15 protein-coding genes are annotated in these 13,403 nt (G+C 73.7%); 7 read left to right on the top strand and 8 right to left on the bottom strand.

Going from position 1 to position 13,403, the window contains the following annotated elements; translation table 11 throughout:
• Positions 1–23 precede the first annotated feature (23 nt).
• Together RM590_RS32090 and RM590_RS32085 are read right to left on the bottom strand one after the other, a co-directional pair.
• Positions 24–809, bottom strand: coding sequence for an electron transfer flavoprotein subunit beta/FixA family protein (locus RM590_RS32090; protein ID WP_311708306.1), 786 nt, complete (start codon positions 807–809; stop codon positions 24–26).
• 150 nt (positions 810–959) lie between these two features.
• Positions 960–1,301, bottom strand: coding sequence for a thioredoxin family protein (locus RM590_RS32085; RefSeq protein WP_311708305.1), 342 nt, complete (start codon positions 1,299–1,301; stop codon positions 960–962).
• 215 nt (positions 1,302–1,516) lie between these two features.
• Between RM590_RS32085 and RM590_RS32080 the strand changes: the two genes are divergently transcribed.
• Positions 1,517–2,236: a lysophospholipid acyltransferase family protein gene (locus tag RM590_RS32080; RefSeq protein ID WP_311708304.1), complete on the top strand. Its 720-nt coding sequence runs from the start codon at positions 1,517–1,519 to the stop codon at positions 2,234–2,236.
• Between the two features lie 245 nt (positions 2,237–2,481).
• On the opposite strand, the gene RM590_RS32075 is transcribed toward RM590_RS32080, so the two are convergent.
• The 3 genes from RM590_RS32075 to RM590_RS32065 all read right to left on the bottom strand — a co-directional run bounded on the left by RM590_RS32075 (position 2,482) and on the right by RM590_RS32065 (position 5,781).
• Entirely contained in the window at positions 2,482–3,561 is a 1,080-nt protein-coding gene (locus RM590_RS32075) for a threonine aldolase family protein (RefSeq protein ID WP_394814014.1), read from the bottom strand.
• Positions 3,540–4,319, bottom strand: coding sequence for an SDR family NAD(P)-dependent oxidoreductase (locus tag RM590_RS32070; RefSeq protein WP_311708302.1), 780 nt, complete (start codon positions 4,317–4,319; stop codon positions 3,540–3,542). The genes RM590_RS32075 and RM590_RS32070 overlap by 22 nt, the downstream gene beginning before the upstream one ends.
• A gap of 64 nt (positions 4,320–4,383) precedes the next feature.
• Positions 4,384–5,781, bottom strand: coding sequence for a DUF6421 family protein (locus tag RM590_RS32065; protein ID WP_311708301.1), 1,398 nt, complete (start codon positions 5,779–5,781; stop codon positions 4,384–4,386).
• A gap of 146 nt (positions 5,782–5,927) precedes the next feature.
• On the opposite strand from RM590_RS32065, the gene RM590_RS32060 reads away from it, so the two are divergent.
• Positions 5,928–6,611: a glycerophosphodiester phosphodiesterase gene (locus RM590_RS32060; RefSeq protein WP_311708300.1), complete on the top strand. Its 684-nt coding sequence runs from the start codon at positions 5,928–5,930 to the stop codon at positions 6,609–6,611.
• On the opposite strand, the gene RM590_RS32055 is transcribed toward RM590_RS32060, so the two are convergent.
• Positions 6,595–7,146: a GNAT family N-acetyltransferase gene (locus RM590_RS32055; protein WP_311708299.1), complete on the bottom strand. Its 552-nt coding sequence runs from the start codon at positions 7,144–7,146 to the stop codon at positions 6,595–6,597. The genes RM590_RS32060 and RM590_RS32055 overlap by 17 nt on opposite strands.
• 263 nt (positions 7,147–7,409) lie before the next feature.
• On the opposite strand from RM590_RS32055, the gene RM590_RS32050 reads away from it, so the two are divergent.
• The 4 genes from RM590_RS32050 (at position 7,410) to RM590_RS32035 (ending at position 10,438) form a co-directional block, all read left to right on the top strand.
• On the top strand, positions 7,410–7,961 hold the full coding sequence (locus RM590_RS32050; protein WP_311708298.1) for a DUF5134 domain-containing protein: 552 nt from the start codon (positions 7,410–7,412) through the stop codon (positions 7,959–7,961).
• Positions 7,962–8,025: 64 nt separating this feature from the next.
• The gene (locus RM590_RS32045; RefSeq protein WP_311708297.1) at positions 8,026–8,967 is read left to right on the top strand and encodes a M56 family metallopeptidase; all 942 of its coding nucleotides are present in this window, start codon (positions 8,026–8,028) and stop codon (positions 8,965–8,967) included.
• A 41-nt stretch (positions 8,968–9,008) separates the two neighbouring features.
• Positions 9,009–9,704: an HAD family hydrolase gene (locus RM590_RS32040; RefSeq protein WP_311708296.1), complete on the top strand. Its 696-nt coding sequence runs from the start codon at positions 9,009–9,011 to the stop codon at positions 9,702–9,704.
• 83 nt (positions 9,705–9,787) lie between these two features.
• Positions 9,788–10,438: a TetR/AcrR family transcriptional regulator gene (locus RM590_RS32035; protein ID WP_311708295.1), complete on the top strand. Its 651-nt coding sequence runs from the start codon at positions 9,788–9,790 to the stop codon at positions 10,436–10,438.
• On the opposite strand, the gene RM590_RS32030 is transcribed toward RM590_RS32035, so the two are convergent.
• Positions 10,429–11,907 carry an LVIVD repeat-containing protein gene (locus RM590_RS32030; RefSeq protein ID WP_394814013.1) on the bottom strand — a complete coding sequence of 493 codons (1,479 nt, stop codon included), beginning with the start codon at positions 11,905–11,907 and terminating at the stop codon, positions 10,429–10,431. The genes RM590_RS32035 and RM590_RS32030 overlap by 10 nt on opposite strands.
• A 165-nt stretch (positions 11,908–12,072) precedes the next feature.
• On the opposite strand from RM590_RS32030, the gene RM590_RS32025 reads away from it, so the two are divergent.
• On the top strand, positions 12,073–12,729 hold the full coding sequence (locus tag RM590_RS32025) for a DUF305 domain-containing protein (protein ID WP_311708294.1): 657 nt from the start codon (positions 12,073–12,075) through the stop codon (positions 12,727–12,729).
• Here the strand turns inward: RM590_RS32025 and RM590_RS32020 are convergent.
• Positions 12,726–13,316, bottom strand: coding sequence for a DUF6214 family protein (locus RM590_RS32020; RefSeq protein ID WP_311708293.1), 591 nt, complete (start codon positions 13,314–13,316; stop codon positions 12,726–12,728). The two genes, RM590_RS32025 and RM590_RS32020, sit on opposite strands and share 4 nt — an antisense overlap.
• Between the last annotated feature and the right edge of the window lie 87 nt (positions 13,317–13,403).

Here is a 13,403-nt window from a genome sequence, read left to right as displayed (position 1 = left end):
TTGGGTGCGGGCCGGCCGGCCCGTCAGATGAACTTGCGCTCCGCGAGGAAGGCGGCCAGTCCCTTGGCGCCCTCGCCCTCGTCGGTGACGATCTCGCCGGCCGTGCGCGCCGGGCGCTCGGTGGCGGACTCCACGAGGGTCCACGCCCCGGCGAGGCCCACCTCCTCCGCCTCGATGCCGAGGTCCTCCAGGTCCAGCGACTCCACGGGCTTCTTCTTGGCGGCCATGATCCCCTTGAAGGAGGGGTAACGGGCCTCGCCCGACTGGTCGGTGACCGAGACGACCGCGGGAAGGTCGGCCTGGAGGCGTTCGGTCGCCGCGTCGCCGTCCCGGCGCCCGGTGACCTTGCCGTCGGCGACGGACAGCTCGGACAGCAGCGTCACCTGGGGCACGCCCAGCCGCTCGGCCAGGATCGCGGCCAGCACGCCCATGGAGCCGTCCGTCGAGGCCATGCCGCAGACCACCAGGTCGTAACCGGTGTGCTCGATGGCCTTGGCGAGCACCAGCGAGGTGCCCAGCACATCGGTGCCGTGCAGGTCGTCGTCCTCCACGTGCACGGCCTTGTCCGCGCCCATGGACAGCGCCTTGCGCAGCGCGTCCGCGGCGTCCTCCGGGCCGACGGTCAGCACGGTGACCTCGGCCTCGTCGGCGTCCTCGGCGATGCGCAGGGCCTGCTCGACGGCGTACTCGTCGAGCTCCGACAGCAGGCCGTCCGCGGCTTCCCGGTCGGTGGTCAGGTCCTCGGCGAAGCGCCGGTCACCCGCGGCATCGGGCACGTACTTCACACAGACAACGATCCTCAAGCTCACGCCGGCTCTCCTACTGCTATCGGTCCGCACTCGGGGGCACTCGGAAGATCACCCGGTTGTTACTCGTCAGTACATACAGGGTATCCCCCGCAGGCAAGAATGTCTCACTGTGACGTTGCCTACGTGCGGATTGCCAGATCGGGGCCCGTGTCAGCCGTCGATCGCCGCTCCCAGCGCCGCGATCACGTCCGCCTTCCTCGGCTGCCCGGCCGCACGGCGCACCACACCTCCCCCGGCGTCGAGCACCAGAACGGTCGGGGTGCGGTCGACGCCCAGCTCCCGCACCAGATCCAGCCGCGACTCGGCGTCGATCTCCACATGGGCGACGCCGTCCACCAGCGCGGCCACCTCCGCCAGCACCCGGCGGGTCGCGCGGCACGGCTGGCAGAACGCCGTGGAGAACTGCACCAGCGTGGCCCGCCGCCCCAGCGGCCCGGCGCCGAGCGCCGCCGCGTCCAGCCGGGGAGTTTCCCCGTGCCCGTGCCCGGTCATGCGCCGGCCTCCTCTCGCCATGGGTTCCCCCGAACACAGCGCGGCGCGGGTGGTGTTCATTCCCGGGCGCGGAACGCCGGGCGCGCGCCGCGCGCGTTCTCCCGCGGACGCGGTGGCCGTCCGGGCTAGCGCTTCCGGCCGGATTGGGGCACCATCGGGCGGCGTCGGAAGTTACGGAGGCGTAGGTTCCCACCGCTCGGAAGAAGGTCCCTCGCATGGCAGAGCTCGTTTATCCGCCGGTCATCGCCGTGGCCCGGACAATGTTCAAGGCGCTCGATCTGCGCTTCGACATCGCCGGCAGCGAGCATGTGCCGCGGCGGGGAGGTGCCGTGCTGGTCAGCAACCACATCGGCTATCTCGACTTCGTCTTCGCCGGGTTCGCCGCGCGGCCAGCCAAGCGGCTGGTGCGGTTCATGGCGAAGGAGTCGGTCTTCAAGCACCGGGTGTCCGGGCCGCTGATGCGGGCCATGAAGCACATCCCGGTGGACCGCGCGCAGGGCGAGGCCGCGTTCGGGCACGCGCTGAAGGCGCTGCGGGACGGGGAGATCGTGGGCGTCTTCCCCGAGGCGACGATCTCGCAGTCGTTCACGCTGAAGAAGTTCAAGTCGGGCGCCGCGCGCATGGCCCAGCAGGCCGGGGTGCCGCTGCTGCCGGTGGCGCTGTGGGGCACGCAGCGGCTGTGGACCAAGGGCCGCAAGCGGGACTTCAGCCGCAGCCATGTGCCGATCACCATCCGGGTGGGCGAGCCGATCACGCCCGACCCCGAGGAGTCGGCGGTCACGCTGACCGAGCGGCTGCGAGGGCGGGTCCAGGAGCTGCTGGACGCGGCGCAGCGCGCCTATCCGGCGAAGCCCAAGGGCCCGGAGGACTCCTGGTGGCTGCCGGCGCACCTGGGCGGCACGGCGCCCGCGCCGCCCGCGACGCAGGCTCCCTAGGGCCTGTATCGAGTTCCCGCCCGGGCCCGCGACGCCAGTCACGGCACCTCGCCGCTCCCCCAGACTCCGTCTGGGAGGTGCCCCCAGCCGAATCGCGCGAATACGGCCGGGTATGAGCTGCGATCCGGTGCCTTGCTGGGGGTACCTCCCAGGCCCCCAAGGGCCTGGGGGGGCACCGCGTCTGACGCCGCGGGCTGATCCGACCGGGAACTCGATACAGGCCCTAGCGCGGGCGCGGGCCACGGTTACCTGGCCATCTCCTCGGCGAGGGCGGCCAGGAAGCCGTCGACGTCCTCCTCGGTGGTGTCGAACGAGCACATCCAGCGGACGTCGCCGGCCGCCTCGTCCCAGTAGTAGAAGCGGTAGCGCTTGCGCAGGCGGTCGCTGACGTCGTGCGGCAGGCGGGCGAAGACCGCGTTCGCCTGGACCGGGTACAGGACGGTGACGCCCGCCACCTCGCGCACGCCCTCGGCCAGGCGGCGGGCCATGGCGTTGGCGTGCCGGGCCCCGCGCAACCACAGGTCGCCGGCGAGCAGCGCCTCGAACTGGGCGGAGACGAAGCGCATCTTGGCGGCGAGCTGCATGGACAGCTTCCGCAGGTGCGGCAGCGCGCGCACGGCGCCGGGGGTGAGGACGACGACGGCCTCGCCGAAGAGCATGCCGTTCTTGGTGCCCCCGAAGGACAGCACGTCCACCCCGGCGTCCGTGGTGAACGCGCGCAGCGGCAGGTCCAGGGCGGCGGCGGCGTTGGCGGCGCGGGCGCCGTCGAGGTGGACCGCCATGCCGCGCTCATGGGCGAAGTCGCTGACGGCGCGGATCTCCTCCGGCGTGTAGAGGGTGCCGAGCTCGGTGCTCTGAGTGAGGGAGACGACCTGCGGCATGGCGCGGTGCTCGTCGTCCCAGCCGAACGCCTCGCGCGCGACGAGCTCGGGGGTGAGCTTGCCGTCCGGGGTGGGCACGGTCAGCAGCTTCAGCCCGCCGACCCGTTCCGGGGCGCCGCACTCGTCGGTGTGTATGTGGGCGGTGTCGGAGGTGATGACGCCGCCCCAGCGGTCGGTGAGGCCCAGGAGGGCGACGACGTTGGCGCCGGTGCCGTTGAAGACGGGGAACGCCTCGGCCGAGGGGCCGAAGTGGGCGCGGAAGACGTCCTGGAGGTGGGCGGTGTAGTCGTCGGCGCCATAGGCGGGCTGGTGGCCGCCGTTGGCGAGGGCGAGGGCGGCGAGGACCTCCGGGTGGGCGCCCGCGTAGTTGTCGCTGGCGAAGCCGCGCACCGCGGGGTCGTGGCGGCGGCGGGCGTCGGTCGTCACTGCTGGGGGGTGAGCCACAGGCGGGTTCCGTTCACTTCTTCGGCGGGCCTGTCCCACAGGCCGCAGACGGCGTCGGCCAGGTCGCGGACATCGGTGAAGCCCGCGAACGCGGCGCCCGGCCGCGCGTCGCGCATGGCGTCGCTGACCAGGGCCTTGACGATCACGATCGTGGCGGCGGCGGAGGGCGGGCCGTCGGTGGCGGTCCGGCGGAAGGAGTCGCCGAGGGCCAGCGTCCAGGCCTCCGCGGCGGACTTGGCCGCGGCGTAGGCGGCGTTGCCCGCGGTGGGCCGGGACGCGCCGGCCGCGCTGATGAGCACGAAGCGGCCGTTGGGGCTGCGGGTCAGCGGCGCCTCGAAGGCCAGCGAGGTGTGCTGCACCGTGCGGATCAGCAGGTCGTGCAGCAAGGCCCAGTCGGCCAGGTCCGTCTCGGCGAAGGACGCCGAGCCGCGCCAGCCGCCGACGAGGTGGACCAGGCCGTCGACCCGCCCGAAGTCCTTCTCGGTCTTGGCCGCCCACTCCCGGGCCGCGGCCGGGTCGAGGAGGTCGATGGTGTCTCCGATGACGGTGGCGCCGCCGTGGGCGAAGCGTGCCGCGTCCACGCCCTCGGCGAGCCGCTCGGCGTCGGCGTCCGCCGCCACCACCGTGGCGCCCGCCTCGGCCAGGCGCAGCAGGGTCGCGTGGCCGGCCGGACCGCCGGCCCCGGCGACCGCGACGACCGCGCCCTCCAGGGCGCCGCCGTTCCGGTCGCCGCCCGGCGCGGGAGTGCTCGTGCTCATGGTCGTCGCCTCCGCTGGGGTCGATGGTGCCGCCGGTCCATGATGCCGCGCGAAGCGGCGAAGATCACGCCGCGCGGGCCGCCGGGGCGGTCGCGGTGATGCCCCGGGTGGAGGCGATGACCGTGCGCAGTTTCTTGGCCAGCGCCTCGTAGAACAGGCTGAGGGGGAACTCGTCCGGCAGCACCTCGTCCACCAGCTTGCGCGGCGGCAGGTCGAGGTCCAGCGCGTCGGGTCCCTTGGCCCAGCGGGAGCCGGGGTGCGGGGCGAGGTAGGCGGAGACCAGCTCGTACGCCTTCAGCCAGTGCACGATCTTGGGGCGGTCGATGCCCTTGCGGTAGAGCAGCTCGATCTCCTCGCGCAGCCGCACGGTGACCTGCCGGGCGCGGTCCCAGTCGATGCTGAGCCGGTTGTCCGTCCAGCGCAGCGCGTCGTGCTGGTGGAGGTAGGCGAACAGCAACTGGCCGCCGAGACCGTCGTAGTTCCGGTTGCGCTCACCGGTGACCGGGAAGCGGAACAGCCGCTCCAGCAGCACGGCGTACTGCACGTCGCGGCCCTGCGGGTAGCCGTCGGCGGCCAGTTGAACGGCCTCGTGGAAGGCGGTGAGGTCGCAGCGCAGCTCCTCCAGCCCGTACATCCAGAACGGCTGCCGCTGCTTGATCATGAACGGGTCGAACGGCAGGTCGCCGTGGCTGTGGGTGCGGTCGTGGATCATGTCCCACAGGACGAACGTCTGCTGGCAGCGCTCCTGGTCGGTGAGCAGGCCCGCGGCCTCCTCGGGCAGCTCCAGGCTGGTGACGTCGCAGGCCGCGCCGACGACGCGGCGGAAGCGGGCGGCCTCGCGGTCGCAGAAGATGCCGCCCCAGGAGAAGCGCTCGGGGGCCTCGCGCACGGCGATGGTCTCGGGGAAGAGCACGGCGGAGTTGGTGTCGTAGCCAGCCGTGAAGTCCTCGAAGGTGATGCCGAGGAACATCGGGTTGTCGTAGCGGGTGCGCTCCAGCTCGGCCAGCCAGTCGGGCCAGACCACGCGCAGCACGACCGCCTCCAGGTTCCGGTTCGGGTTGCCGTTCTGCGTGTACATCGGGAAGACGACGAGGTGCTGGAGGTCGTCGGCCCGGGTCGCGGCGGGCTGGAAGGCGAGCAGCGAGTCCAGGAAGTCGGGCACGCCGAAGCCCTCGTCCGCCCAGCGGCGCAGATCGGCGGCGAGCGCGCGGTGGTACGCCTCGTTGTGCGGGAGCAGGGGCGTGAGCTCGGTGACGGCGGCGATGACGCGGGCGACCTCGCGCTCGACGGCGGAACGGTCGGGCGCCTCCTGCGCCCCGAAGTCGATGGAACCGTCCTTGGACTGGGCCGGGCGGATGGCCTCGACGGCCTCCTTCAGCACCGGCCAGGCCGGATGCGCGATCACGTCCCGAGCCGCCGGACCATTGCCGACCGGGGTGCTGGACGCCACAGTTTCCGTCATGAGCCGCCCTCCACAGAAGATATTCGCGTGTAAACACGGTATCCGGCGCGAATCCTTCGATCAACCGGGGGTCGAATGCGCATTCGTACGCCATCGGCCCGGCGGCGTTCAACTGCCGGTCACCGGCGGCGTCTAGGGTGACCGGCATGCCGCTGCTGACCGTCGGACACCGTGGCCTGATGGGCGTGGAGCCGGAGAACACCCTGCGGTCGTTCGCCCGGGCCGACCGCGCCGGCGTGGACGTCATCGAGCTCGACCTGCACCTGAGCAAGGACGGCGAGCTGGTGGTGATCCACGACGCCGAGGTGGACCGCACCACGAACGGGTCGGGCGCGGTCGGCGACCTCACGCTCGCCGAGCTGCGCGAGCTGGACGCGGGCCTGGGGGAGCGGATCCCGCTGTTCACCGAGGTGATCGACGCGGTGGGCGCCCCGTTGCAGGCCGAGATCAAGGACCCGGAGGCCGCCGCGGTGCTGGCCGGGGTGATCGAGGAGCGCGCGCTGCACGGCCGCGTCACCGTGATCTCGTTCCACGACGACGCGCTGCGCGAGACCCGGCGGCGGCTGCCCGGCGCCGCGCTGGCGCTGGTCACCGGCGAGTCCACGCCGACCGCGCCGGAGCGCGCGACGGCGCTCGGCGCGGGCATGATCTCCTGCGGGCTGGCGAAGCTGAGCCCGGAGGTGGTCGGCCGCGCGCACGCGGCCGGGCTGCGGGTCATCAGTTGGACGGTGAACACTCACGACGAGCTGGGGCGCGCCCGCGCGCTGGGGCTGGACGGCGTGGTGACCGACGAGCCGGCGATCCTGGGAGCGGTCAGCCGAGGGGCTTGACCAGCACCTCGAAGCGCAGATCGGTCCGGCGCGGGACGCCGAAGCGCTCGTCGCCGTAGGGGAACGGGACCGTGCGGCCGGTGCGCACGTAGCCGCGGCGCTCGTACCAGGCGATCAGGTCGGTGCGGGCGGAGAGCACCTTCATCCGCATCCGGGGCGCGCCCCACTCCTCGCGCGCCCGGCGCTCGGCCTCGGCCAGCACCCGCCCGCCGACGCCACCGGCCTGGAGGAGCGGACTGACGGCGAACATCCCGAAGTAGGCGGCCGGTTCGGCCGTCTCCCCGTCGCTGCGCGCGAGATGGCAGCAGGCGACGAGCTCGCCGCCGCGCTCGGCTGTGAGCAGCACGCTGTCGGGGTCGGCCAGGACCGCCAGCACCTCGTCGGCGCCGGTGCGCCTGCCGTCCAGCAGGTCGGCCTCCGTGGTCCAGCCCGCGCGGCTCGGCTCGCCGCGGTAGGCCGATTCGACCAGCGCTACCAGGGCCGGGACATCGGCCTCGGTCGCCGTCCGGAAGGTCAGCTCGGTCTGCGTCGTCACCCGGGCATCTTAGTGCCTGTCCGGAGTCCCCGCCCGGGCCCACGACTCCCTCAGCCAACTCCCCCAGGCTTCGTCCGGGAGGTGCCCCCACCCCCGGCCTGGCGGCTGGGAGGTGCCCCCATGCGTATGAGCTGCGATCCGGCGCTTTGCGATGCGGGAACTCCGGACAGACCCTGGCGCCGCGCTCCCCCGTGCCCCCGTGCGCTCCCGTAGCGGCGGCGGCCCCGGGCAGCCTTCCCGATGGCGGCCGGGGAGGTGGGGCGATGCGGCACGGACCGGAGCTGGTGGGGTGGCTGGTGGCGGCGCTGTGCGGGACCGCGGGTGCGTACTGCCTGTGGCGCGCGCGGGCGCCGGCGGCGCGCGGGCGGCAGGCGGCGGCGGTCGAGGCGGTGATGGGGCTGGGCACGGCGCTGATGGCCGTGCCGGCGACGGCGGTGCCGGCCCCGCCCCCGGCGGCGTTCGCGGTGCTCTTCTCGGCGACGGCGCTGTGGTCCGCGGCGCTGCTGGCGGCCGGGGCCGCTCACCAGGCGCACCACGTCGTGGAGGGGCTGGCCATGGTCTACATGGCGGTGGCGATGGCGGGCGGCGCGCCGGCGCACGCCGAACACCCGCCGGGCGGCGTGCCGCTGCTGACCGGCGCGCTGCTGGCGTACTTCGCCGGGTACGCGCTGCGCAGCGGCCCCCGGCTGCTGCCCGCCGCCCCCGGCGGGGCGGGCGCGGGCCCGGCCGGCCACGCCGAGCCGCTGCCCGAGGTCGCCGTGGCGTGCCGACTGGCCCTGGCGCTCGGGATGTTCGCGATGCTGCTCATGCTGTGAGGGATGCGTCACGTGCCCGGCCACCCGGTTCCGGGCGCGCGCCGAGGGGCTCTAGGCTGGCCGCATGGTGATCGCCATCACGTTGCTCGTGCTGGGCGGGCTCACCGCGGCGACGGCGCCGCGCGTGCTGGCCCGTGGGTCCTGGCCGGACCGGGAGCCCGTGCTCGCGCTGTGGGTGTGGCAGTGCGTGGTCGCCGCGGTGCTGCTGTGCTGTGTGCTGGCCATGGCGCTCTCCGGGGCGGCGGCCTGGCACGGGGTGCGCGGGCAGGTGTTCCGGCCGGCGCCGAGCTCGGTCGTCGAGGCGTACGCGCTGCAGCCCGACGGACAGCGGTGGGCCGCCGCGGTGGCGCTGCTGCTGGCGGGCGGCGGCGCCTGGACGGCCGTGATGCTCACTCGCGAGGTGCGTGCCGCGCGGGCGGCGCGCCGGCGGCGCCGCGCCGAGCTTCTGACCCGCTCGCCCCGGCTGCCCTGGGAGCCGGCCGACGCCGGCGACCGGCTCGTGGTGCTGGAGGACGAGTGGCCCGACGCCTGGATGCTGCCCGGTCCCCAGCCGCGGCTGGTGATCACGACCGGCGCGCTGCGGCGGCTGAACCGGCGACAGCTCGACGCGGTCCTGGCTCATGAGCAGGGGCACGCGCGGGCCCGGCACCACTGGCTGCTGCACTGCTCGGGCGCGCTGGCCCACGGCTTCCCGCGGGTGCCGGTGTTCGCCGCGTTCCAGCACCAGGTGCACCGGCTGGTGGAGCTGGCCGCCGACGACGTCGCCTCCCGCCGCTTCGGCCGGCTGACCACCGCGCTGGCGCTGGTCGGGCTCAACGAGGACCGCGGCGTGTTCGGCCATCGCGGCCACCACGCCCATGTGCCGCACCGGGTCCACCGGCTGCTGGCCCCGGCCCAGCGGCTGACCGCGGCCCGCCGGCTGCGGCTGACGGCCGCCGCCGCGCTGGTTCCCGCGGTGCCGCTGCTGGTCGCGTTCGCCCCCGGACTCACCGCGCTGGGGCGCTGACCGGCTGGCATGCCGCCGAGGGGCCGGGGCAGGATCGTGCCATGGCGATCAAGGGCGTGCTCTTCGACTTCTCCGGAACGCTGATGCGCATCGAGTCCGCCGACTCCTGGCTGCGGGCCGCGGCGGAGCGGACCGGAACCGTGCTGGACGAGGCGGAGCTGGTCACCGTCGCGGCCGCCCTGGAGGCCGCCGGCGCGCTGCCCGGCGGCTCCGCGCCGACCTCGGTGCCGCCGGAGCTGGCGGAGCTGTGGCGGGTGCGGGACGTGGACGCCAGCCATCACCGGGACCTGTACACGGGGCTGGCCCGCCAAGTGGCGCTGCCGGACCCCGAGCTGTACGACGCGCTGTACGAACGGCACTGGCAGCCGGCCGCCTGGCACCCGTACCCGGACACCGCGGCGGTGCTGCGCGGGCTGTCGGAGCGGAACGTCGGCGTCGTCGTGGTGAGCAACATCGGCTGGGACGTGCGGCCGGTCTTCCGCGCGCACGGCCTGGCCGGGTGGGTGGACGCCTTCGTGCTGTCCTACGAGCACGGCGTCCAGAAGCCGGATCCCCGGCTGTTCCGCATTGCGTGCGACGCGCTGGGCCTGGCTCCCGAGCAGGTGCTGATGGTCGGGGACGACGCGCGGGCGGACGGCGGCGCCGCGGCGCTCGGCTGCGCGGTGCACCTGGTCGACCACCGGCCGGTGGATCAGCGGCCCGAGGGCCTGCTCCCGGTGCTGCGGCTGATCGGCTGAGCGGAGCGGGCTCCGCCGACCGGGTCGGCTGTCCGGGGCCGTGCTGAGTATATTGACTGTGAGCCAGTCAACGGGAGTCCAGCATGTCGCCTCGCAGCGCTTCGGTCAATGAAGAAATGCGCCGACGTTCCCGGCAGCGACTGCTCGACGCGACCGTGGAGCTGGTCTCGGAGCGCGGTTTCGAGGCCACAACGCTGGGCGACATCGCGGATCGGGCGGGTTCGGCCCGGGGGCTGGTCTCCTACTACTTTCCCGGCAAGCGCCAGCTTCTCCAGTCCGCGGTGCACCGGCTGATGCACCTCACCCTGGAGGAGGCCCTGGAGCGGCCGCCCCGGCCGGCCGGGGAGACGGCCGGGCAGGAGCTGCTGGCCCGGGCCATCGACGCGATCCTCGGGCTGGCCCGGGACCGGCCGGCGCTGATGCGCGCGCACATGGCGGGCCTGCTCCAGCAGGAGGGCTTCATCCAGTGCGCCGAGCAGCAGCGGCTGGCGCTGCTGCTGCGGGACACCGTGGCGCGCTTCGGGTCGCCGCACCCGGACACCGACTACCCGCTGCTGCGGGCCCAGTTGATGGGCGCGGTGGTGGCCCAGTTGCTGCCCGGGGCGCCGATGCCGCTGGCGCGGCTGCGCCTGGAGCTGTTCACGCGGTACGGGCTGCCGTGGGAGCTGGGGGTCCCGCCGGGCGAGAAGCCGTCCGCCGGGACCGCGCGGCAGTCGCCGCTCCCTCAGCGGTAATAGCCGGGCTGCGTTTGGGCGTTCAGCTCGTCCAGCCGCACACCGAACGCGCTGTTGGTGCGCGGGTCGTCGATGCGGAGCACATCGAGACCCTTCTGGTCGTTGGAGTAGATGTGGCCGTTGTAGTAGTAGGCCGACCAGGAGCCGCCGAAGGCCAGCATGTCCTCGGCGACCGGGCCGCGTTCGAAGTAGCCGATCTCGCGCGGGTGGTCGGAGTCGGTGAAGTCCCAGACGGACACGCCGCCCTGGTACCACGACTGGACCATGATGTCGCGGCCCCGGGCCGGGATCAGCGAGCCGTTGTGCGCGACGCAGTTCTCGGTGTCGGCCTGGTGGCGGGGGATCTTGAAGTAGCTCTGGAACTCGAGCTGCCGCTGGTCGCCGCGGCCGGTGATGTGGTAGATGCCGTTGGCGCCGAACTCGTCACCGACCTCGGCGTTGCAGGTGGCGGCCACGCCGCCGCCGAGTTCGTCGGTGAAGACGACCTTGGTGCCGTCCTGGCTGAACGTGGCCGAGTGCCAGAACGCGAAGTTGTCGGCGTCCTGCACCCGGTCGATCACCCGGGGGCGGCCGGGGCGGGAGATGTCCATCAGGATGCCGTCGCCCATGCAGGCGCCCGCGGCGAGGCGCAGCCGGGGGTAGGCGGTGATGTCGTGGCAGCCGCTGGTGACGGAGCTGTTGTCGTCACCGGGGAACCCGCCGTCGGGGAAGACGAGTTCGAAGCCGGAGAGCGCCGCGCGCTCGGGGGCGTCGCGGGGCACGCGCACGATGGAGATGCCGTCGTGCGGCGGCTGACAGTCGGGGAACGTGGCGCTGGGCGAGTACGAGGAGACATAGACGTACACGTCCTCGCGGTCGGGCACCAGGGTGTGGGTGTGCGAGCCGCAGGCCGTCTCGACGGCGGCGACGTAACGCGGGTTGCGCACGTCGCTGATGTCGAAGACGCGGATGCCCTCCCAGGAGTCGGGCTGCGTCGCGGACTGCGAAAAGCTGGCGCAGGAGTCGTCGTTGCGGGAGGAGTCGACGGACAGGATCAGCAGGTCCCCGGTGACGGAGATGTCGTTCTGGCCGCCGGGGCACAGGACTTGGCTGACGATCTCCGGTTCGGCGGGGCGGCTGATGTCGTAGACGACGAAGCCGTTGTAGTTCCCGGCGAAGGCGTAGTCGCCCTGGAAGGCGATGTCCGAGTTGGTGCCGGAAAGCCCGGCGCTTCTGGGGATGTTGGCCAGGTGCGTGACGTTGTCGCTGTGCACGATCTCGTCCACACCCGGTATGCCGCCGCTCTCGGTGGCGGCTTCGGTGCGCGCGCGTTCGCCCGCGGGGGCCTCCGTGCCGGCCGGCGGGGCGTCACCCGGATCGGGGGTGGCGGCCGCGGGGCCGGTCATGCAGAGGGTGGTGAGCAGGCCGGCCACGACGGCGGCCACGCCCAGCCGCCTGCGTCGAACGGGTTGTCTGTGCAACGATGTCACCGCGTCCTCCCTCAAATCCGCCTGGTCTCACGCGGAATTGGCCGGTTCTTGGATCCCACCAGTATCCGTTGAGGCATGTCCATATCAAAGTAGCCGATGACGCCGGAGCCCGTCCGCGATCTGAGGCGTTCGCACTCGTTTGCCGCACCCTGCCGAGGAGGCCCGTTGACGGTCCGTCGCGCACTCCGCGCCGTCGCCCTGGCAGCCGCCGTTCTGGCGCTGTCGCCGGCGGCCGGCTGCACCGGTGACCCCGCTCCCGCCGAGAGCGCGGACGACGCGCCGCCGGTGATCGCCCCGGGGCGGCCGGGCGAGCCCGCCGAGACGCTGTCGGCCGAGGAGGCCCGGGAGGCGGGCGGCGAGGGCGCCGAGCCGACCGCGACCGACTTCTCGTTCCTGCGGATGATGATCGAGCACCACGAGCAGGCCCTGGTGATGACCGACCTCGCGGACGAGCACGCGGACGACGACCGTGTCCGGCGGCTGTCGCAGCGGATCGCGGCGGCGCAGGGGCCGGAGATCGACGCGATGGACGCCTGGCTGACGCGCAACGCCGGGCACGCGGCGGACGAGGGCCACGAGGGGCACGCGGCCGGGGAGATGCCGGGGATGGCGACCGAGGAGGAGCTGGCCGAGCTGGCGGCGGCGCGGGGCGAGGACTTCGACGCGCTCTTCCTGGATCTGATGATCCGCCACCACGAGGGCGGCGTGGAGATGGCGGCGGAGGCGCTGGCCGGAGTGGGGGACATGACGGTGGAGCAGCTTGCCAATGACATCATCGCGACGCAGACGGCGGAGATCGGCCGGATGGCGGAGATGCGTTAACGCTTGATGTGGCGGGGCGTCAGATAGCCCTTGTCGCGGGCCGCCGCGATCAGCCGCAGCGCCCGGCGGCGGCTGCGGCCGGTGGCGCCCATCACGGCGAGCACGGGGTCGCGGCCCTCCTCCCGGGCGGCCAGATACGCCTCGGCGGCGGCGCGGCGGCAGTCCCGTCCGCCGCCGCGCCGCCGCCCGCCGCGGTGCCGGGCGCCCGGCCCGGCCGCCGGGGCGGCCTCCTCGGGCGCGGGCGGATCGGCGGGCTCGGCGTCCGCGGTCCCGTCCGCGACCTCTCCCGCGTCCGCCGCCTCGGGCCGCGTCTCCTCGGCGAGCGCGCCGTGCGGGCCGCCGATCGCCCGGCAGACGTCGCGCAGCGGCTGCCCGATGCGTTCGGTGAGCGTTCCGAAGCCGTCGACGGGCAGCGGCGGATCGGCGCGCATGTCCTCGATGAGCAGGCGGCCGCCGCTCATCTGGGCGAGCACGTCGATGCGCGCCCCGTCGGCGTAGACGAGCCCGACGGCGAACCACGGCGGCAGCTCTCCGGCGTCGCCGCCCGGCCCGGGGCCGGCGGAGCCGTGCCCCCGCAGCTCCCACACGGGCCCGGCCGGCTTTGGGCCACTCGGCTGATGACCGCCCGGAAAGCCCGAAAAGCTACTCTTCACCACGGAGGCAACCTAGACCGA

Source organism: Streptomyces litchfieldiae, assembly GCF_031845365.1.
Classification (GTDB): domain Bacteria; phylum Actinomycetota; class Actinomycetes; order Streptomycetales; family Streptomycetaceae; genus Streptomyces; species Streptomyces litchfieldiae.
The sequence above is the reverse complement of the archived record's forward strand: the minus strand, read 5'-3'. Positions and strand labels throughout refer to the sequence as shown.

Coding starts and splice junctions, on each gene's coding strand:
- RM590_RS32050 (WP_311708298.1), top strand. CDS start 7,410: ATGCGGCACGGACCGGAGCTGGTGGGGTGGCTGGTGGCGGCGCTGTGC.
- RM590_RS32080 (WP_311708304.1), top strand. CDS start 1,517: ATGGCAGAGCTCGTTTATCCGCCGGTCATCGCCGTGGCCCGGACAATG.
- RM590_RS32070 (WP_311708302.1), bottom strand. CDS start 4,319: ATGAGCACGAGCACTCCCGCGCCGGGCGGCGACCGGAACGGCGGCGCC.
- RM590_RS32040 (WP_311708296.1), top strand. CDS start 9,009: ATGGCGATCAAGGGCGTGCTCTTCGACTTCTCCGGAACGCTGATGCGC.
- RM590_RS32045 (WP_311708297.1), top strand. CDS start 8,026: ATGGTGATCGCCATCACGTTGCTCGTGCTGGGCGGGCTCACCGCGGCG.
- RM590_RS32085 (WP_311708305.1), bottom strand. CDS start 1,301: ATGACCGGGCACGGGCACGGGGAAACTCCCCGGCTGGACGCGGCGGCG.
- RM590_RS32060 (WP_311708300.1), top strand. CDS start 5,928: ATGCCGCTGCTGACCGTCGGACACCGTGGCCTGATGGGCGTGGAGCCG.
- RM590_RS32035 (WP_311708295.1), top strand. CDS start 9,788: ATGTCGCCTCGCAGCGCTTCGGTCAATGAAGAAATGCGCCGACGTTCC.
- RM590_RS32065 (WP_311708301.1), bottom strand. CDS start 5,781: ATGACGGAAACTGTGGCGTCCAGCACCCCGGTCGGCAATGGTCCGGCG.